The sequence below is a fragment of the Amycolatopsis sp. NPDC088138 genome, from assembly GCF_044741685.1.
GTDB lineage: Bacteria > Actinomycetota > Actinomycetes > Mycobacteriales > Pseudonocardiaceae > Amycolatopsis.
The window spans coordinates 1,319,475-1,338,318 of the sequence record NZ_JBIUTB010000002.1; the positions used below are offsets into that span (position 1 = coordinate 1,319,475).

The 18,844-nt window shown below is 65.9% G+C and carries 12 protein-coding genes and 1 tRNA gene; 3 read left to right on the top strand and 10 right to left on the bottom strand.

The features are described from left to right. The 7 genes from ACIOD2_RS13820 to ACIOD2_RS13850 form a co-directional block, all read right to left on the bottom strand. On the bottom strand, nt 1–2,840 hold a 2,840-nt coding region (locus ACIOD2_RS13820; RefSeq protein WP_400537545.1), incomplete at its 3' end, for an NACHT and WD repeat domain-containing protein. A 437-nt stretch (nt 2,841–3,277) separates the two neighbouring features. Next, the gene (locus tag ACIOD2_RS13825; RefSeq protein WP_400537547.1) at nt 3,278–3,862 is read right to left on the bottom strand and encodes a CU044_2847 family protein; all 585 of its coding nucleotides are present in this window, start codon (nt 3,860–3,862) and stop codon (nt 3,278–3,280) included. Nucleotides 3,863–4,221: 359 nt separating this feature from the next. Further along, the gene (locus ACIOD2_RS13830; protein WP_400537549.1) at nt 4,222–7,989 is read right to left on the bottom strand and encodes an SAV_2336 N-terminal domain-related protein; all 3,768 of its coding nucleotides are present in this window, start codon (nt 7,987–7,989) and stop codon (nt 4,222–4,224) included. Further along, nucleotides 7,982–8,896 (bottom strand): AAA family ATPase, encoded by a 915-nt coding sequence (locus tag ACIOD2_RS13835; RefSeq protein WP_400537551.1) that lies wholly within the window; start codon nt 8,894–8,896, stop codon nt 7,982–7,984. Before ACIOD2_RS13835 ends, ACIOD2_RS13830 begins: the two co-directional genes overlap by 8 nt. Beyond that, nucleotides 8,893–10,893, bottom strand: a complete 2,001-nt coding sequence (locus ACIOD2_RS13840) for a hypothetical protein (protein WP_400537553.1) — start codon at nt 10,891–10,893, stop codon at nt 8,893–8,895. The genes ACIOD2_RS13835 and ACIOD2_RS13840 overlap by 4 nt, the downstream gene beginning before the upstream one ends. Continuing rightward, the gene (locus tag ACIOD2_RS13845) at nt 10,890–11,771 is read right to left on the bottom strand and encodes a hypothetical protein (RefSeq protein WP_400537555.1); all 882 of its coding nucleotides are present in this window, start codon (nt 11,769–11,771) and stop codon (nt 10,890–10,892) included. Before ACIOD2_RS13845 ends, ACIOD2_RS13840 begins: the two co-directional genes overlap by 4 nt. A gap of 547 nt (nt 11,772–12,318) precedes the next feature. Then, nucleotides 12,319–13,266 (bottom strand): hypothetical protein, encoded by a 948-nt coding sequence (locus ACIOD2_RS13850; protein WP_400538064.1) that lies wholly within the window; start codon nt 13,264–13,266, stop codon nt 12,319–12,321. Between the two features lie 82 nt (nt 13,267–13,348). On the opposite strand from ACIOD2_RS13850, the gene ACIOD2_RS13855 reads away from it, so the two are divergent. Further along, nucleotides 13,349–14,731, top strand: coding sequence for a tyrosine-type recombinase/integrase (locus ACIOD2_RS13855; protein WP_400538044.1), 1,383 nt, complete (start codon nt 13,349–13,351; stop codon nt 14,729–14,731). 65 nt (nt 14,732–14,796) lie between these two features. Here ACIOD2_RS13855 and ACIOD2_RS13860 read toward each other — a convergent pair. Further along, nucleotides 14,797–14,869: transfer RNA gene (locus ACIOD2_RS13860), tRNA-Lys, on the bottom strand. A gap of 166 nt (nt 14,870–15,035) precedes the next feature. Here ACIOD2_RS13860 and ACIOD2_RS13865 point away from each other — a divergent pair. Then, a complete protein-coding gene (locus ACIOD2_RS13865; protein ID WP_400537557.1) occupies nt 15,036–16,232 on the top strand; it encodes an Ig-like domain-containing protein in 1,197 nt (398 codons plus the stop codon). Here ACIOD2_RS13865 and ACIOD2_RS13870 read toward each other — a convergent pair. Further along, the gene (locus ACIOD2_RS13870; RefSeq protein WP_392761845.1) at nt 16,229–16,567 is read right to left on the bottom strand and encodes a winged helix-turn-helix transcriptional regulator; all 339 of its coding nucleotides are present in this window, start codon (nt 16,565–16,567) and stop codon (nt 16,229–16,231) included. The two genes, ACIOD2_RS13865 and ACIOD2_RS13870, sit on opposite strands and share 4 nt — an antisense overlap. Nucleotides 16,568–16,642: 75 nt before the next feature. Here ACIOD2_RS13870 and ACIOD2_RS13875 point away from each other — a divergent pair, with 75 nt between their 5' ends. Beyond that, nucleotides 16,643–17,320 carry an alpha/beta fold hydrolase gene (locus ACIOD2_RS13875; RefSeq protein ID WP_400537559.1) on the top strand — a complete coding sequence of 226 codons (678 nt, stop codon included), beginning with the start codon at nt 16,643–16,645 and terminating at the stop codon, nt 17,318–17,320. Here the strand turns inward: ACIOD2_RS13875 and proP are convergent. Next, nucleotides 17,317–18,723 (bottom strand): glycine betaine/L-proline transporter ProP, encoded by a 1,407-nt coding sequence (proP, locus tag ACIOD2_RS13880; RefSeq protein ID WP_400537561.1) that lies wholly within the window; start codon nt 18,721–18,723, stop codon nt 17,317–17,319. The genes ACIOD2_RS13875 and proP overlap by 4 nt on opposite strands. Nucleotides 18,724–18,844 lie beyond the last annotated feature (121 nt).

An 18,844-nucleotide genomic window follows, 5' to 3' on the forward strand; every position in this document is an offset into this window, starting at 1 on the left:
CCTGTGGCCGGGTCCCATAGCCGCACAGTCTGGTCGTTGCTGGCGGAGGTGAGTAGATCGCGACCATCGACCCGCACTGCACACACTCCACGCACACGGTTGGTGTGGCCGGTGAACTTGCGAACCTCTGCACCAATATCCGGATCCCATAGTCGCACCGTGCGATCTTCGCTAGCGGAGGCAATCAGGTCGCGGCCGTCAACTCGCACTGCGCACACGTCGCGTACCCGGTTGGTGTGGCCGGATAGTCGGCGGATTTCCTCGCCTGTGGCGGGATCCCATAGCCGCACCGTGCGATCGTCGCTGGCGGAGGCGAGCAGATTACGACCATCCACCTGCACCGCGCAAACCTCAACCACCCAATTCGTGTGGCCGGTAAGCTGCCGTATTGTCTTGCCCGTGGTGGGATCCCATAGTCGAATCGTGCGCTTGTCGCTGGCGGAGGCGAGCAGATCACAACCATCCACTCGCACCGCACATACCCCAAACATCCGGCCGAGGTGGCCGGTGAGTTTGCGAACCTCCGCGCCTGTAGTTGGATCCCACAGTCGTACTGTGTGATCGTCGCTGGTAGAGGCGAGCAGGTCCCGGCCGTCCACCTGCACCGCGCACACTCCGAGCACTATGTTTGTATGGCCTGTAAGCGTTCGGATATTTTCTCCTGTGTTCGGGTCCCAAAGTCGTACCGTGTGATCGCTGCTGGCGGAGGTAATCAATTCTCGGCCGTCGACCTGCACAGCGCACACCCCAACCACCTCATTAGCGTGGCCGGCCAGTTGGCGGATTTCCCTACCTGTGGTCGGATCCCATAGTCGCACAGTGTGATCGTTGCTGGCAGAGGCGAGCAGGTTTTGGCCGTCCACCTGCACAGCGCATACCGCGCGCACCCGGTTGGTGTGGCCTGCGAACTGACGGATCTCCTCGCCTGTGGTCGGATCCCATAGTCGCACGGTGTGGTCGTTGCTGGCAGAGGCGAGCAGGTTTTGGCCGTCCACTTGCACCGCGCACACTCCAACCACCTCAGTGGCGTGGGCAGTCAGGATGGAACGTTCGGCCCGAGGCGCAACCTTCGCCCACTGGGCCCGATACGGAGCCGGGCCAGGGTGTCTGCGATACCCGGTATCGAGCGCGTCCAGTGCCTCGGTTACCGAGAACAAGGCGAGTCGATTACCGGGATCGGCGTCAATCGCAGCAGGCGTACGGTGTAGCAGGCTTACAATGCTCCTGGCTCGCTCGCTGGCAGTCGATGAGGCATGGATGAGCCGGCGCAGGTCCGCGTGCAAAGTGAAGTCGACGTCAGTTAGCAGCTCGTCGACCAAGCCGGAGCGCTGGGCCAGGGACGGGAGCATTCTTCGCAAGTACGCTGGAGCAGAATGCCAGCCCAGCTCTCGCCCGTAGCTGATGAACGCTCGCGCGATCGCAGCCTGATCCTCGATCGGTGACGACCGATCAGCAAGAGTCTCGTTGAGAGCCTGATGAAACAATCGGTATACCGGGTCGTTGGAATGGGTGGCCTCCACCAGAAAGTTCGCCGCCGAAGTGCTAGCAAACTCTCGCAACTGGTCATGTGTCGGGGCGTGGCCGAGTAATGCATGCACGGCCACGCGCCACAAACTGATAGGCACACCCGGTGCGTCGATGTAGGCCAGCCCGGTTAGAAGATCTACTGGGGACACTCCATCGATTTGCGGTAGGTGTCGCAGAAATTCAAATAGGGCGTCTTGGACGCTGGGCGTGAACTGCAGTTCGTCTACGGCGATGGGGTAGCTGTCGTACAAGCCGTGCGTTCGCGCTACCAGCCCGGCGACCAGGAAGTTTTGCTCGGCCAACACCGCGATACGTCGCGCGACTGGCTCGGCGACGTCGTCTGACTGATACGGGTTGTCGAAGCGTTCTGAGCCTAATAACTGAAGAGTAGCTTGCGCGTACGCGGCCAGGTCGTCCACGTCAAAGTACGTGGCGCTGTCTAGGTCGATCACCAAAACGCGCGAACCAAAGACCCGGAGTAGGTCCCCGTCCGCGTCGAAGCGACGCGTGCCAACCAGGATTTGTGCGTTCGCGTGGCCGCGTCCGGCCACGAGCGGCAGCAGCACGTCCCGAACAATTATGCGGGCCTGGTCTGGATCGCTGGCTTCATCCAGTGCGTCCAGGACCAGCGTGAAAGGACTGGCCCGTCCGGCCAGCACCGCTGCCAGGATGGCGGGGAGCTCGGCTGCTTCCTGCGGCAACCGAGCAGAAGCAGAACGTGCTATTTCTTGTGCGACCTCCAATGCTGTCTTTCCCTTGACATGCACCGCGCACGCCACCGATCCAACCGGAGCTTGCACGCTCTCCTCTACGGCCATTTCGGGCGCCAGATCTTCAGCCTCGCCGTCTGCAGTTACCACGATTCTGCCTAGTACTGCAGATTTTCCTGCTCCCGGCGACCCGGTGACGATCTGGACCGGACGGTCGCTGGCAGGTCGGACCAACCAACTCACGATCTGCTGCAGTGCGGTGGTGCGGCCGCGGAATCGGTGGCCGCGCTCAGCGACGGACATAACGCCCCTCGACCTGGGGCGCCAGTGTCGGTCTGCTTCCTTATCACTCGCCAGCGTCCATCTCCAGCCCCACGCCTGCTGTGCGATTTCACCACTTGAACGCACGCTCCAACCAGCCAGCAAGACGATCTTGTCCTCGGGTAGGAACTGGTCGGCAAGAAGCAGTGTCAGTGCCTGCCCGTCGCCGCGGGCGTTGGCTTCACCGACGACAGCAACTACCGCGTCGTAGTCCGGGCACCACAGGCCCCCTCCGCTAAAGCCTTGGTCAACCGGGTAGCGAGAGGTGGTGTCCAGTCGCACCCATCCGTAAGCCAGACTCGGCCCGAATACCCCCCGCGCGTCGTTGCCTTTCCAATCTCCGTCCGGAAATCCGAATCCGCGCCACCGCAAACCTTCCAGTGCGTCTGGAGGGGGACATCGCAATCGCGCTGGGACGACGCCGGCAGGCACAGGGCACTCCAAGTCTAGGATCGCGAGATCCGCTTGGTCGGCAACCGCGTGGCGGACCAGTCGCACGCGAACGCGAGTAAGTACCCCGTCTAGTCCTGCAAATGGAAATGCAACCCACAGATCTGCTCGTGGCCGTCCGCCTGCACGGGTTACGTGTGCGGCGGTCAGAATCCTGCGCTCGTCCAGTACCAGTCCGGTCCCGACCGGCGTTGAGTCCTCTGGGGACACGTGCACAGCCGCGATCCATGACCATGACGGCGATGCGGGGCCGCTGCTCATGTCCGTGACTACCCTTCCGCTGCGGGCTGTGCGGTGGCAGGCTCCACGGGGGGCTCCTCCACCGCGCTCGGCCGCCAGATCATCTCAACTTCGAAGTTCCCCTCAACTGACGTCTTGGCTACCAGCCAGGTCGCGCCGCCGCCCACCTTGATGCCGAACTTCAGTTTCACCTCGTCCGGACGGACTTGGCGCACGCGATCTAGCACCACCCGGGCGGCATCCACGGCGGGGGAGACTGCCTCCCGGATCCGGCCGGCGATCTCCTCGGCGCCAGCCGGACGAAATCCCGGCGGCGGCTCGATCTCGAACCGTACTACAGTCTGATCATCTATCGAGTACTGCACGACATTCGACATTGCGGCTACCCCTTGCATCTGGTTTGGTTGACCATCACGGCTTGACGTCGCATGCGGCCGCTGGATTGTTACGTGCATTTCGATGATTGCAATCAGATTGTAATTTGCTACGTCGTCGACCGAGTGTCTTTGAAACACGGCGGCCGAGGCGGTTTGGCATCCGCAAAAGGACGTTGGTGAGTTTTCAGTTGATCTCGATTTCCGGCCGGCGGTGTTTACTGTGAGCGTGTCAATCAACGGCGGATCGGCGATGTCCGAAATTCGCCGCGCGTGGCATCCGGTAGTTGTGAACAGCTGGCCGGCCGGGGTGGTCGAACATGGGCAGTCGCCTCCAGTGAGAGGTAACGTTGACCCGTGTGCGCGCATAATGACTCTTATGCGTGACTATGTATAGCTGTCCTTAAAGCTATCCGAGCGGCGGGCGCCGCTACGTCGGTGGCGTCGAAGCAAGGTTTTTGTCGCTGTGAAATTGGCTTCTCGGGTGTGCGAACTCCACGCTGCGTGGCTGCGGCGCCGAGTCGATGGCTGGAGCAGTCGGAAATTTGCTGCCAAATACCGGAACGTGGGGCCGACGCACGCTGCGCTGCGCATGTTGCTCACCTCTGCAGTTGTTCGACGATGCGGTCCCATAGTGCTGTGAAGAACTCCTCCTTTGTATATGTGCGATCGCTGCTACCTATGCTGCTGAAGACGGAGAAGTCCATCATTTTAAGCTTCGGAATCTGTGCTTCAAGATCGAAGTATGGTGTGGCGTATCCGTTGCTCGAGTTGCCGCCTGATCCTGTACGTCGGGTTCCGATGACGAAGTTGAGGCTGTTGTCTCCGAATGAGCTGCTCTTATGTATGTCGAGTCCGTAGACCGGTCGGCTCTGGTGTTCGATGCGGACGGTGATCTTTGACGCTCCTTGGTGCACGGTGGCGATAAAGCCGACAGACTCGAGTTGGTGCACAGCACCTTGCAGCTGATCGGCCAAGTAGTCGTAGGTGATGTCGAGTTCTCGGGAAGAGCTGAAGTTCTGCGGTGCGACGTGTGGCATGCGGAACTGGAATGCTTCCTTCGCAATCTTGCCGACGTCGCGGGTCGACTGCTGGCCGCTCACTCTGATGCGCTGTGCCGCGACGTCCGCCAATTGCTCCGGTGTGTAATCTTCCGCGTTCACGTAGGCAATAGCCGGGCTCAATAGGTCGGTCGGCACCTCGACGCGCCCCAAGAGGACAGGTAGCACATAGCCGTCCCCCTGGTTGAACGCGGCCCTCATCGCAGCTCGCAACCCGTCTCGCGAGATCGGTTGGGTCAGGTATTCATTTGAGATGAAAGGCATGAAGTAGCGGACGGTCTTGCCGTTGACTTTGCCCAGCTCGTGGATGAAATCCTTCCCCCGCCACTCGTCGGTGAGATCGCGGTCGTAAAAGACGGAGATGCCTCGTGCCTTGCAGGCCTCGACGAACTGGTCGACGTAGTCACGCTGCTCGGCAGCGAAGGAGACGGCGATGTCATAGGTCGAGGCGGCATTTTGCTGGTCCAGCTGCCGAAGGATCTCGGCAGCCTCGTCGGCCGTAGTTAGGCCTTCCGTGTGGTGGCCGAGGAGGTTGAGCAGGTGCGCGCGGTTGTTGAGGCTCGTCGCGAGGTTGGCCAGGTAGGCGTCGGGACGCTGCTGGACTAGCCGGCGGTAGATGTTGATGGCCTCATCGATTGCGACCAGGCCTTCCGTGTGGTGGCCGAGGAGGTTGAGCAGGTGCGCGCGGTTGTTGAGGTTCATCGCGAGGTCGGGCAGGTAGGCGTCGGCACGCTGCTTGACCAACTGGCGGTAGGCGACGACGGCCTCATCGATCGCGGTCAGGCCTTCAGTAGGACGTTGCAGTGCACTGAGGCAGGCCGCAAAATGTGTGAGGCTCGTCGCGAGGTCGGGCGCGTAGGCGTCGGGACGCTGCTTGACCAGCTTGCGGTAGGTGTCGACAGCCTCGTCAATCGCAGCCACCGCCTGGTCACGCCGCTCCACCGTGCCGTAATGGACGCTGAGAGCGCTTAGCGCGCCGGCGAGGTCGGGCAGGTAGCCGGGATCCTGCTGGGCCAGAATTCGATACTGTATGAGGGCTTGTTCGGTCAGGTCTACTGCCTCGTGACGTTGCCTCACCTCGCCGTAGCGGACGCTGAGGTTGCTCATCGCGATCGCGAGGTTAGGTAGGTAACCCGGGTTCTGCTCCGCAAGAACCCGATATCGGGCTACAGCTGCTTCGGTTGACTTCACTGCCTCGTCACGCCGCCCCACTGCGCTGAGACGATTGCCGAGATTGCTGTAAGTCATCGCGAGGTTAGGCAGGTGGTCTGGGTTTTGCACTGCCAGGTCCCGGTACTGGGTGAGGGCCTGCTCTGTCAGCTCGACTGCCTCGTCAAGCCGCCCTGCCGCGCCATAGCAGATCCCGAGGTTGTTCATCGCCATCGCGAGGTCAGGTAGGTGGCCCGGGTTCTGCTTCGCCAGAATCCGATATCGGGTGACTGCTTCTTCGAGCAGGGCCATCGCTTCGTTACGCCGGCCCACTGTGCTGTAGCGGACGCCGAGGTCGCTTAGCGCGCCAGCGAGGTAGGGCAGGTAGCCGGGAATCTGCTGGTTCAGAATCCGATAGCGGACGACAGCTTCTTCGAGCAGGTCCTCCGCTTTGTCACGTCGCCTCGCATCGCCGGATTGGACGTTGTGGTCGCTTAGCGCGCCGGCGAGGTCGGGCAGGTAGCCGGGAACCCGCTGGTTCAGGATGCGATACCGGGTGAGGGCTTGTTTGGTCACGTCCACCGCCTCGTCGCGCCGCTCCGCCGGATGGGCGTGATTGCCCGGCGCGGTTAAGGCTGTGGTGTCCGATGGGGCAGTGGGTTGGTTTGAAAGGACGCCCAGCAGGCGGAGGGTGTCCGTAGTGGCCGCGGCGAAGGGGCGTAGTTCTGCAGGAAGTGCTTCCTGGCCGGTCGGTGTGTGGGCCAGCGCCAGCATGGACTGGGTCACGTCGGGGTGGGCGGCGATGAATGACGTCAGCGCGTGATGGGCAGTCCATAAGTCGTCGGTGGTGACGTGGTCGAGGAGATAATCGCGCGCGGCTGGGTGGTAGGTCAGCACCGGGTTGGCGGCGCGTGGGTCGTCGATGGTGGCGAGGCCGCTGATCAGAAGTTCAGCCAGGTCGGCCGGTTCGGCCTCGGGGACTGCGTTGGCATGCAGCAGCCGCAGGAGGGACAGGCTGAAGTGTTCGAACGACGCGGATAGAAGGGCAAGACGAGCAGCGGGGGCAGCCGCCGTGTGCAGAAATGCCTCTGCGGCGAGGCTGGGCCCTGCGGAGGCCGGGGGCGGTGCGGCCCGATGGGCGGGCACAAGTAAGGCGTCGCAACCGTCGGGGTCAGTGCGGATGATGGTGCGGGCCCAGCGATCCACTGCGGCGGGAGTTATGGGAAGCGCGGGCACCGGCAGCCATGAGTCGCCGGCTAGGCGAGCGCGGAGCGGCACTCGGAAGCTCAACGCTGACGTGGGGCCAGGGGGACCGACTGCTTTGGCGCGGACGGCTGGGAGGTCCATGCCGGAGTGCGCCCAAAAGCGGACGGGTAGCGGGTTGACGAGCGCTGCAGGAGTTGCGCGCGCCCAGGCCGTGACCAGCTTCCATGGCGCTGGCTCCCGCCAGGCGGCGCTCGCGAAATCGGAGACGATCAGTATGAGGCGGCGGGCGTGCGGTACCCGGGCCATAGCGGCGGCGTCGGCAAGGGGAACGGCTCTGCCGAGGTGGTCCTTCACGACGGCGTCGGTCAGGGACCAGCGATGCACCGCGCGGAAGAATCCCGTTCGGGCGAGCATGCGGACGAACTCCGCGATCGTGTCGTGCCAGACGGCCATCGTCGGTGCGTCGTCGACGACTACTGCGACGTCGAACCAGCGCTCGGGAGCCGTGCGCAGGACCGGGGTGAGTACACGGTGCTCGGCGTAGCGGTCGACGGTGGCGTCGATGTCGAGTTGGGTCGCGGTGCCCTGCCGCCACGGCCGGGTGAACGGGCGCAGCGCCCGGGCGATCGCAGCGGCCTGCGGCAGCGGCGGCGGAACCGGCACTCGCACGGGCTTGCCACGCATCGGCGTACCGGATTCATGCCGTTCGGATAGCGGCGCGGGCGTCGCCGTCGTGGCGATCGTCGTCGACTTCAGATGTGCTGTGCTGTCGAGCGATGGCACGTCGTGCTGTTCTTGCCGTGGTTGCGGGGCGTCGACGGGCTCGGGAGTGTTCTGGCTCGGTGGTGAGGCGGCCGCTGCAAGCCAGACTGCGTCCGCCAGTGTTCTGGCGTCCACATCTCCCGCTACCGCAGCAATTGCGGTAGCGAGCCGGTCCAGGTGGTCAGGCACGCGAGAGCTGTCGCAGAAGGAGGCTTGCCAGGCGCTCCCGTTCTCCGGGGTCGGGAAGGTGGTCGCCGCTGAGCACGAGGACGGCGTTAAGGAGTTGATCGATCGCCAGGAGCTCACCGCTCGCGACTCGCTCGGCGAAGGTTTCGATCATGTCTGTCGCACTGTCGGCTGCGTCGCCGAGATGGGCTCGCACGATGCGAGTCAGCTCGCCGGGGGTCGGGGCGGGCATGGTGAAGCGGACGCAGCGGCGCAAGAAGGCAGGGGGGAAGTCGCGCTCGCCGTTGCTGGTCATCACGATGAATGGGAAGTTCGTGCACCGAACAACGCCATCGGCGATGTTGTGGGTGTTTCTGCTCTCCCAGCCCCGTACCGCGACCGAGCTGGTGTGGTATCGGGTGAGTTCAGGGATCTCGAATTCACCACGCTCCAAGACGTCCAGCAGGTCGCTCGGCAGGTCCAGCTCGCTCTTGTCGATCTCATCGATCAGGAGCGCGCGCGGCTGGTCCGTCGGAACCAGCGCCGTGCCGAGCGGCCCAAGTTGCAGGAACGGACCGATGTCGTCAGCAATGTCGTCGATGTTGTGCGCGTGGATGCGGGCCAGCGCGTCATAGCGGTAGAGCGCGTCGCGCAGCGTGCTGCGAGACGTGACGTGCCAGCGCAGCACGTCGCCCAGCTTCAGCTCGTGCGCGACTTGGTCGACCACGGTCGACTTGCCGAATCCCGCGGGGCCGGTGATCAGCAGGGGCCTGCGTAGGTGTACTGCGGCGTTCACAGCCTCGATGAGGCCGAGCGGCGGCCGGAAGCGCTCGTGCTGAGGCTCGCGGGGGAACCTCCGCCACGGCGGCGGCGCGGCGATGGTCACGTCACGAGCCACACCGTCGCCACGGTAGTACGGCGTCCAGGTCACGGTTTCTCCTCGAGTGGGCCGAAGGTGCGGGTCTCGAACCAGTGGCAGAACTCCAGCCACTGTTCGTCGTGCCACGCGGTGCGCAGACACGACTCGGGGTCGGTGGTGCCGTCGCTCAGCCGATGCCGGTAGGCCAGCAGCAGGCCGCCCGGCCAGGTGTGCCAGCGCTGGTTGGCTGTGGCGGGGAGGGTCGCGCCCTGGCTGCCCTGGCGCGGCCAGAGCAGCACCGGCGAGTGCGGCAGCAGCAGATCGAGCACGTCGGGCAGGTCGTCCGGTACGTGGTTGACGCCGATCGCGCCACCGAATCCGCCGGTTTTGAGGCGCCGCTTGAGAGCGTCCGGGTCGGCGAGTTCGGCGGCCGTGATCCAGTCGACCGGGGTGCGCTCGGCGGCTGCCATCCGCGTGAGGATTGTGCGAGCGGCGTGGTTGATGTCGCCGTTTGCAGGTGCCGGCCTCAGCCGCCCGCTCCACCTCGGCGTCACCAGGTGGTGCACCCCAAGCAGGTGAGCGCCGATGTCTGCCTCTTCCGGATACCACGACGCGAGCAGGTGCGCTGGCGCGACCACGTCGATGTGCTCAAGCGTCTCCGTGCCGGTTAGCGTGCTGCGTGCCCAGCGGATCACCGCGCCGATCGCTGCTTCAACACCGGGGCGGTCGGGCCGCTCGCACGCCTCCCGGTGGTGCTTCGGCAGTTGCTGTCCTCGCCGCAGCCACGCCTCGACCTGCTCGGGCCAGCCGGTGAGCGCGTTGGCGAGGCTCACGACCAGCCGTGTGTCCGCGGCCTGGCGGGTCGCGGCCTGCACGGCGAACGCGTCGTTTAGTTCGGTGGTCACTTGTCGCTCGGCGGCCCAGGCGCGCAGGCCGGGGTCGCTGGCGTCGATGCCGACGGCCAGTGCGAGGGCGGCGACGAATCGGACGACCGGCTCCAGCCGATGCCTACGGATCCTGGCGTGTCGCAACGCGGCACGTTCGAGAAGATCACGCAACAACGCGGTACCGGATAACGTACGGTTCAACTCGATTTCGGAGATGCGTGCGGCGGAGCGCAGATGCTCTGTTGTCAGCCGCGACCCTGCGATGTTGGTTAGCGCGGCCGCAGTGCGAACGCATTCGAGAATTGTCGCGACACGCTGCAAAACCATCTGCTCGACAGGTGCCGAGGCATCAGCGAGATAGTCAGCGAGCTCGTTGAGCGCAGACTCGCTCCAGCGTTCCGGGAATTTGTCGTCCGGCCGCCACGCCGATACCGCGGCACGTAGCTGACTCTGCCCGGTCAGGCCGACGACGTCGGACACTTCTCCGGCTCGGTGGGCCACGTTGCGCGCGAGCCACAATTCACCCATCGCGTACGGATCGGCGTCGTAGTTGAGGCTGCCGGCGTTTTGGCCAACGGTCCCGTCGCGCAGCCGAGTGACCAGGTCGTGGCCTAGGTGCAGCCAGGGACCGACGCCCGCGATTCCGTCGCGGAGCACCGAGTTGAGCGCCGTGGTGAACTGCATGCCGTAGGCGGCCTGGTCCGCTGTCGATGCGAACAACACAGCCACCTGGGTACGGCCGCCACCCGCGCCACCCGCGACGCGGTGCACCTCCGGCACGCCGCCCGCGGCATGGCAGGTGTCGATCAGCAGGATGACTCCGGCAATGCCTGGTTCGCCTGCGGCTTCGGTGACCAGCCTGGCAACGTCCACTCCGCTGGCCGGGCTGGCGACACGGCTGTCTGCGGCCACGTAGTAAAGGTGGCTGTCCTGGTCGGTGGTGAACCCGTGGCCGAGAAACGCCAACACGAGTACCGCTCGGCGCGTGCCCGCGGTCTCGATCGCGATGCTCACCGCCTGCTCGATCTCCCCTTTCGTGCTGGGACGTGCGTCGATCGGGGCGCAGGCGCCGATCTCAGGGTCGGCGAGTCGCGCGCGCAGGTCGGCTGCGGCTGGCTCGAGGGAATCAAGATGACCGGCGGCCTTGTTCTGTGTGGCCACCACCAAGCTGACCCGGTTCATCTCAGCGCGTCCGCGATTGCGATTGCAATTTGCGGCTGTGCGAGGTACTTCGTGGCCGTGTGGGTCCATATCCCCGTCGAATCGACACGTGTCGACTCCGGGACTACGCCAAGTTCGTTGGGCAGGAAACGTCGGTTGAGCCGGGGACGGGCGACCACGATGTCGTCGCGATCCCAGTAGTTCAGCCAGCGGGCCACGCACGCCGGCGTCCCCGGTGGCCTCGGCGTAAGCCGGTGCCACACGACTGTGCTCATCGCGAGCGGAGAGCCGAGCGTCACCAGCAGAGGGACAGGTCCGGCGTGCTCGTGCAGCGCCTCGAACGCGACGACCGAACCGAGGGAGTGGGCTACGACGACCGAGGGTCCGTGTGCCAGTGCCTCGCGTACTCGGTTACGAATTCGCAAGTCGAGACCGTCTCGCTGCAGATAACGGGACACCTGGGCGACATGTCCGAGTAACGCACGGCCGCTGGCCCACTGTCCGGCCCTGCGCAGCCCGGGCAGCGCGAGCACAGTTGTCAGCACGTTGGCCAGCGTCCGCACCGCCCGACCAGGACCCTGTTCAGCGACGGCGGAGAGCTGCATCCGCGCGTCTGCGAGCACCCGAGAAGAGACGGAGTCCGCGTCCTCGGACAGCTCGGCGACCAGTTCGTCGACGAGCTCCAGCAGCAGGTCATTCTCGATCTCGTCCTGACCCTGCGCTTCACGTACCGTGAACTCAGAGCTGTAGTCGACGAAGCGGGTCTCAAACGCGGCTAAGTCGGCGCTGCGTGCAAGCGCAGCCAGCCACGTGTCGCGTTCCGTCACGGCATCGCGGAGCCCGCCGATGCCATGCACGAACACCAGCTGACGAGGCTCCCCGGCCACCACGTCGTCCACTCACCCGCCTCCATAGAGCACTTGAACAGACAGTCGAGCCTAGCGGCGTCCGTGTTTCAAGGGTCACGTGCACGGGCTGCGGCTGGCAGCCCGCCCGCCTCGCAACGCGGCAGGTGAGTCCAGGGCAACGAGGACGCGACCGCGTATGGCGGGTCTCGCCTTGCCGGTGGGGCCGTGCGCTGACCTGTAGGGTGCCCGTGCGCATCTAGCTGTCGAACTAGGGCCGATTTAAGGGTGAAATTGCAGGTCGAACGAGTTGACTGACGTCGACTGACGGCATGAGCGATTGCAAACATCTCAGTTAGATCGACTGACGTCGACTCGAACCAGTAATCCGGAGGGTTTCTGGTTCGAGCCGAGCGAGTGGAGCAGCCGTTCGATGACGCTTCATCTGCCTGCGTAGCGACCTTACCTGCGGGACGCTCGGCTTGGCGTTGCCTCGGCAGTCGGCGATGACGACGCCGCCGAGTGCCTGTCCGACTCGGACAGCGTGCCGAAGCTGCTTGGGGACACCCACGAGGTTCGGCGTCCCGGTTGTTGATCTCGATTAGCGACGGAAGGGGCGTCGGGGGTCTCGTGGGTCCAAGTCGAGGAACCGTTCGAACCAGGCTTGCGGTCGGTAGTCGCCGATGCCGAGTTCTCGGTTTTGGTCGGCGTCTGGGTCTTCGATGCCGTCGAGTTGTTTGCTGAAGAGCGCGAGTATGTCGAGGTCTTGGAACAGTGTTTCGGTGAGCATCTCCCAGTCGTGGTCGTCGTCGTGCTCGGGCAGGTCTGCGTAGCGTTCGGCGAAGCCAGCCCAGTCGTCGCCGACGGCGACTTCCGCGGAGCGCAGGATGAGGTGCAGGGCCATCTCCTCGGCTGGGCACCGTGGTTGGGGCCAGTGGCCGGCGGCGAGGTCGTCGCTGAGGTCGTCGAAGGAACGTGCGGCTTGCCGTCGCCAGACGGCGTTCTGTCGCCAGGTGATCCGCGGGAACTCGTCGAACACTGCCCAATCGCCCGTGTCGTCCACGGGCTCGTCGCCGTGTTCGAGGACATCGTCGTAGGCCTGATCCGTGAGGACCCCGGCTGCGGTCCACAGGGCTGCTGCCGTTCGTGGTGTCAATTGGAAGCCGCCACATCGGTTGCAGTCGTCCGCGCCGCAGGTGCACAGGGGGAAGAGTGCGGCGAACTGAGGCCAGGCCGACAGATGTACGCCGAGTTCGTCGATCTCGACCACGGATTCAGTGGCTTCGACGAACTCGACCCCGGGACGATCATCGAGTATGCCGCCTGCGTCGACGAGCCATTGCACGGCGGCGACCGCGTCGCCGCGGATGTGGTCCTGCTCGTCCTGTCGGACCTGCGCGACGCTGAGGTCGCTGCCCTCGGAGACGGAGAACTGGGCTGTTTCGATGTCGGCGATGGCGGCCTGTTCGAGTGTGTGCTCGTCGGTGATGTCGATGATCGCTTCGACGGTCACCTTGACTCTGCGGCTGCGTCCCTGGGCGCGGGTCATTCATCCAGGCTATCCCCGCGGGCAGCCTGTGGTGGTCGAGGCCGCGGGGGCGCACGCTGAGCTGGTCGACAAGGAGGTCGTGATGGGACGAGCAGCGGTCTACAAGCGGTGCGGCTGCAAGGCGCGAGGAGAAGCCGGCGGCGAGCCAGGTGCCCTGTGTCCGCGGTTGACTGAGCGGGGGCATGGGAGTTGGTACTTCTCGCTGGAGCTACCGTGCGGCCGGGACGGCCGGCGGCATCGGGTACGTCGTGGCGGCTTCCGGTCCCGTGCGGCCGCAGAGCAGGCGCGGGCGTACCTACTCGGGGCTGATGTCGTTCCGGGGCGGACCGCGGTGACGGTAGGGCAGTGGTTGGACATCTGGCTGGAGATGCGGCAGACCCTGAGCTTCAACACCCGCCGCTTGTACACCCAGCATGTGAATGACTATCTGAAGTCGTATCTGGGGAGTGTGCCGTTGCGGTCGTTGACGGTGGCGCGGGTGCAGGCGATGTTCGTGGCGTTGGCCCGGGCGAACGCGACACGGGAGCGGCCGCTGTCGCCGGCTACGTTCGTGCGGATCCGCGGGACGCTGCACGCGGCGCTGAATGGCGCAATCCGGGTGGGGTTGATCGAGCGGAACCCGGCGCATCTGGTGGAGTTGCCGTCGGGGCGGCGGCCACGCGCGGTGGTGTGGACTGATGCGCGGGTGGCGCATTGGCGGGCGACGGGGGAGCGTCCGCCGGTGGCGGTGTGGACGGCTCGGCAGACGGCCGAGTTCTTGGAGCAGGCGCGTGGTCATCCGATGTATGTGCTGTATCTGGCGGTCGCGTTGCTCGGGTTGCGGCGCGGTGAGGCGACCGGGCTGCGCTGGTGCGATCTGGACCTCGACGCCGGGGTGGTGCAGGTGTCGCATCAGGTTCAGGACCGGGGCGGCCGGACGGTGGTGTGTCCGCCGAAGACCGAGACGAGCGTCCGCACTTTGGCGCTGGATCATGGCTTGGTGGCTGCGCTGCGGGCGCTTCGGTCAGAGCGGCGCGAGCAGAGCGGGGAGCCGGTCGGGTTCCTGTTCACCAACGGGTATGGCGGGCCGTTAAGCCCGGGGTATGTGACGCACACCTTCAGACGTTTAGTCGCGCAGGCGGGGTTGCCGCCGATCAGGTTGCACGACCTGCGGCACGGCGCGGCGAGCCTGTCGCTGGCGGCGGGGAACGACTTGAAGGTGGTGCAGGCGATGCTCGGGCATTCCAGCATCGTGCTCACTGCGGACACCTACACCAGCGTGCTGCCTTGCCTGGCCCATCAGGCCGCCGAGGCAACGGCGGCTTTGGTGCTGGCGGCGGCTCGCGATGCGGCGGCCTCGTTGCGCAGCCGGGGGAGCGGGAAACAACGCGGGCGAGGCAAAGAACGCCACGCCCGCAACAAGAAGGCCAAGAACAACGGTCGACAAGCGCGGTCTCATTCGGCCCCACGCCGGTCCCACCCATGATCAAAGCCCACCGGCAAGATCCTCGTGATCAAGGATACCCGCAGGTGGGCTTCGATTCAGTGGGGTGCGCCATCAGGGACTCGAACCCCGAACCCGCTGGTTAAGAGCCAGCTGCTCTGCCAATTGAGCTAATGGCGCCGGTGTCTGCCGGAGGTTTCCCTCGGCGACGTGGAAAAGATTAGCACCAGCTTCGCAGCCCGTTTCAAGGGGGGTCACCTTACGCGGGTTCGGGTGTTCGCGCCCCGGTGTCCGGCCTGGTCGGGCACACTGGAGCCGGACACGGACGACGAAACAGGCGGGTGGCATGAGGCGTTCGACCGGCATGAGGGTGCGGCTGCTGGTGGCCGCGGGGGTGATCGGCCTCACGGTGGCCGGGTGCAGCAGCGGTACTCCCTCGGGTGAACCGCCGTCGGCGACGTCGTCGAAGCCCGCGCCGAAACCGGTGGTGAAGCCGGCCGTGCTCACGTTGAGCCCGGCCAAGGACGCCAAGGACGTCGCGCCCGGTGAGCCCGTGACCGTCGCCGTCGCCGACGGGAAGGTCGGGGACGTGAAGCTGACCGGGGCCGACGGGAAGGCCGTTGCCGGGAAGCCACGGGCGGACGGCGCCGGCTGGGACTCCGCCGAGCCGCTCGGGTACGGCAAGGCCTACAAGCTGACCGCGACGGCGACCGGCACCGACGGGAAGCCGGTCACCGCGGAGTCGAGCTTCACGACCGTCAAGCCCGCCCGCCAGCTCGGCGTCTCCGTGAACCTCGTCGAAGGCGAGACCGTCGGCGTCGGGCTGCCGCTGATCTTCACCTTCACCGGCAACGTCGCCGACAAGGCCGCGGCCGAGAAGGCGCTGAAGATCACCGCCGAGCCGGCCACCGAAGGCGCGTTCCGCTGGTCCGGCGACAAGCAGGTGACCTGGCGGCCGAAGGACTACTGGAAGAGCGGGACCAAGATCAAGGTCGACGCCGCCGTCTACGGCAAGCCGCTCGGCAACGGCAGCTACGGCCGTGAGGACAAGACGATCAGCGGCGCCGTCGGCGACAAGCTCGTCGCGGTCGCCGACGGTGGCACCCACCAGATGACGGTCTCGGTCAACGACCAGGTGGTCAAGACCATGCCGACCTCCATGGGCAAGCCCGGCCACACCACCCCGGCCGGCAACTACACCGTCATGAGCGAGCACACCGGCTACACGATGAACTCCGCCACCTACGGCGTCCCCGAGGACGCTCCTGGCGGCTACAGCACCTACGTCCAGTACGCGATCCGCCTGTCCTACAGCGGCATCTTCTACCACTCCGCGCCGTGGTCGGTCCGGCAGCAGGGCCACAGCAACGTCAGCCACGGCTGCCTGAACCTGTCCACCGAGAACACGAAGTGGCTGATGGACACGTCCAAGAAGGGCGACATCGTCACCGTCCAGAACAGCGGCGGCCCGAAGCTCGAGGCCACCGACGGCTGGAGCGTCTGGCAGCTGTCCTGGGACGAGTGGCGGACCGCCGCGAACTAGCGGTTGTCGTACGCCGCGCGGGCGGCGTCGATGTGCGGCAGGTGCTCGATGCTCCACTCGAGCAGCGGCGCGGTGGCCTCGCGCAACGTCCGGCCCATCGGCGTCAGCTCGTAGCTGACGTGCGGTGGCATGACGGCGAGGACCGTGCGCGTCAGGATGCCGTCGCGCTCCAGGTCGCGCAGGGTCACGGTCAGCATGCGCTGGCTGATGCCGTCGATGGACCGCTTGAGCTCGGTGAAGCGCCGCGGCCCGTCCTTGAGCATGCGCACGACCAGCAACGCCCACTTGTCCCCGACGATCCCGAGGACTTCGCGTGCCTGGCACGGGTCCTGCATGGTTACCTCCTGAGAACCGGGGCACCAATTAGTGCCGTATTGCCCGGTGCGCGCCGAGTGGATCACGATGGTGACATGTCCACGTTTCTGCTGGTACACGGCGCCTGGCACAGCGGGCGCTGCTGGGACCGGGTCGTTCCCCTGCTGGAGTCCGCCGGGCACCGCGTGTTCGCGCCGTCGCTGACCGGCTACGGCGACCAGGCCCACTTGCTGAGCCCCGAAGTCGGCCTCGGCACCCACGTCGACGATATCGCCGGCCTGGTCGAACGCGAGCGTCTCGACGACGTCGTGCTCGTCGGGCACAGCTACGCCGGGATGGTCATCTCGGGCGTCTCCGCCCGGGTCCCCGAGCGGATCGCGCGCCTGGTGTTCCTCGACGCGATGGTCCCGGAAGACGGCGAGACCGCCGCCGACGTCATCCCCATCACGAAACAGCTGATCGACCAGGCCGTCGACGGCTGGCGGGTGCCGCCGATGGGCCTGTTCGGCGTCACCGATCCCGCCGACGTCGCCTGGCTGCGCTCGATGCTGTCGGACCAGCCGGTGCGGTGCCTCACCGAACCGGTCCGGCTGGACAACCCGGCGGCGAAGGCGATCCCGCGCACGCACATCCACTGCGTCGTCGGCCGCCCGGACGGCATCACCCGGCGTCCCGTCCCGGCGGGTGAACCGGTGCGGGAGCTGCCGACCGGCCACGACTGCATGATCACCATGCCCGCCGAGCTGGCCGGCCTGCTGCTCGAGGCGGCCTAGCCCGAGTCCCGGACGAGCTTCCGGGCCTCGGCCTCGGTCTCGACCGCCGGGCCCGAGCCCCAGAGCGGCTCGTTCGCCGTCTCCCGGCTGAAGTAGACCGCGACCGCGCCGACCGCGCCCGCCGCCATGAGGTACCAGGCCGGCCAGAAGTCGTTGCCGGTCGAGGAGATCAGGGCCTGCATGACCAGCGGTGTCGTGCCGCCGAAGAGCGACACGGAGATGTTGAACGCGATGGACAGCGCGCCGTAGCGGATCGCGGTCGGGAACAGCGCGGGCAGCGCCGCGGGCATCGAGACCTCGAAGCAGAGCAGCAGCAGGCCGAGGCCCATCAGGCCGAGGAAGGTGAGGACCAGGCCGCCGTCGTGCACCAGCAGCATGAGCGGCCACGACAGCACGAGGTAACCGAGGCAGCCGGCCATCATCACGGGCTTGCGGCCGACCTTGTCGGTGATCCGGCCGCCGACCAGGATGATCAGCATCATCACGACCATCACGACGATGATCAGCAGCAGGCCGTGCGTGGCGTCGAGGTGCAGCTGCTCGGACAGGTAGGTCGGCATGTACGACAGCAGCATGTAGTCGGTGACGTTGAACACGAGCACCAGCCCGACGCAGATCAGCAGCGCGGGCCAGTAGTCGGTGAACATCTTCCAGAACGGCTCGCCGGAGCGGCCGCGCTTCTCGGCCTCCGCGGCGTGCTTCTGGAACGCCGGGGTCTCTTCGAGCTTGAGTCGCATGTAGAGGCCGATGATGCCGAGCGGGCCGGCGACGAGGAACGGGATCCGCCAGCCCCAGTCGAGCAGCGTCTCGTGCGGGACCCAGGCCTTCATGGCGGTGACGACGGTCGCGCCGAGCACGTACCCGGACAGCGTGCCGAACTCCAGCCAGGAGCCCATGAAGCCGCGGCGTTTGTCGGGGGAGTATTCGGCGATGAACGTGGTCGCGCCGCCGTACTCGCCGCCGGTGGAGAAGCCCTGCACCATCCGGGCGAGCACGAGCAGGATCGGCGACCAGACGCCGATGGAGGTGTACGACGGGATCAGGCCGATGCAGAGGGTGCCGATCGCCATCATGATCATGGTGACGGCGAGGACCTTCTGCCGTCCGATCCGGTCGCCGAGCGGCCCGAACACGAGCCCGCCGAGCGGCCGCATGAGGAACGCGGCGGTGAACGCCCCGAACGTCCCGATCAGCCGCACCCCGGGCGCCACGCTGGCGGGGAAGAACACCTCGGAGATGGTGTCGGCGATGTAGGCGTAAACGCCGAAGTCGAACCACTCCATGGCGTTGCCCAGCGCGGCGGCCCCGACAGCCCGCTTGAGCAGCGATTGGTCGACGACGGTGATGTCCTCGTACCGCAGCTTCTTCTTCCGACCCCGGATCTTCGGCCCTGAAATTCCCACCGCTCCACGGTGCACCGGCAACCGGCGGCTCGCACGCTGAGCCATCCGGTCGTGAGGGTTACCACCAATGGCCGTTCGGAGTGAAAGCAAAAACCCCAGCTTGGTGGAGGGCCACGAAGGC

Coding starts and splice junctions, on each gene's coding strand:
- ACIOD2_RS13840 (WP_400537553.1), bottom strand. CDS start 10,893: ATGAACCGGGTCAGCTTGGTGGTGGCCACACAGAACAAGGCCGCCGGT.
- ACIOD2_RS13850 (WP_400538064.1), bottom strand. CDS start 13,266: ATGACCCGCGCCCAGGGACGCAGCCGCAGAGTCAAGGTGACCGTCGAA.
- ACIOD2_RS13855 (WP_400538044.1), top strand. CDS start 13,349: ATGGGACGAGCAGCGGTCTACAAGCGGTGCGGCTGCAAGGCGCGAGGA.
- ACIOD2_RS13865 (WP_400537557.1), top strand. CDS start 15,036: ATGAGGCGTTCGACCGGCATGAGGGTGCGGCTGCTGGTGGCCGCGGGG.
- ACIOD2_RS13870 (WP_392761845.1), bottom strand. CDS start 16,567: ATGCAGGACCCGTGCCAGGCACGCGAAGTCCTCGGGATCGTCGGGGAC.
- ACIOD2_RS13875 (WP_400537559.1), top strand. CDS start 16,643: ATGTCCACGTTTCTGCTGGTACACGGCGCCTGGCACAGCGGGCGCTGC.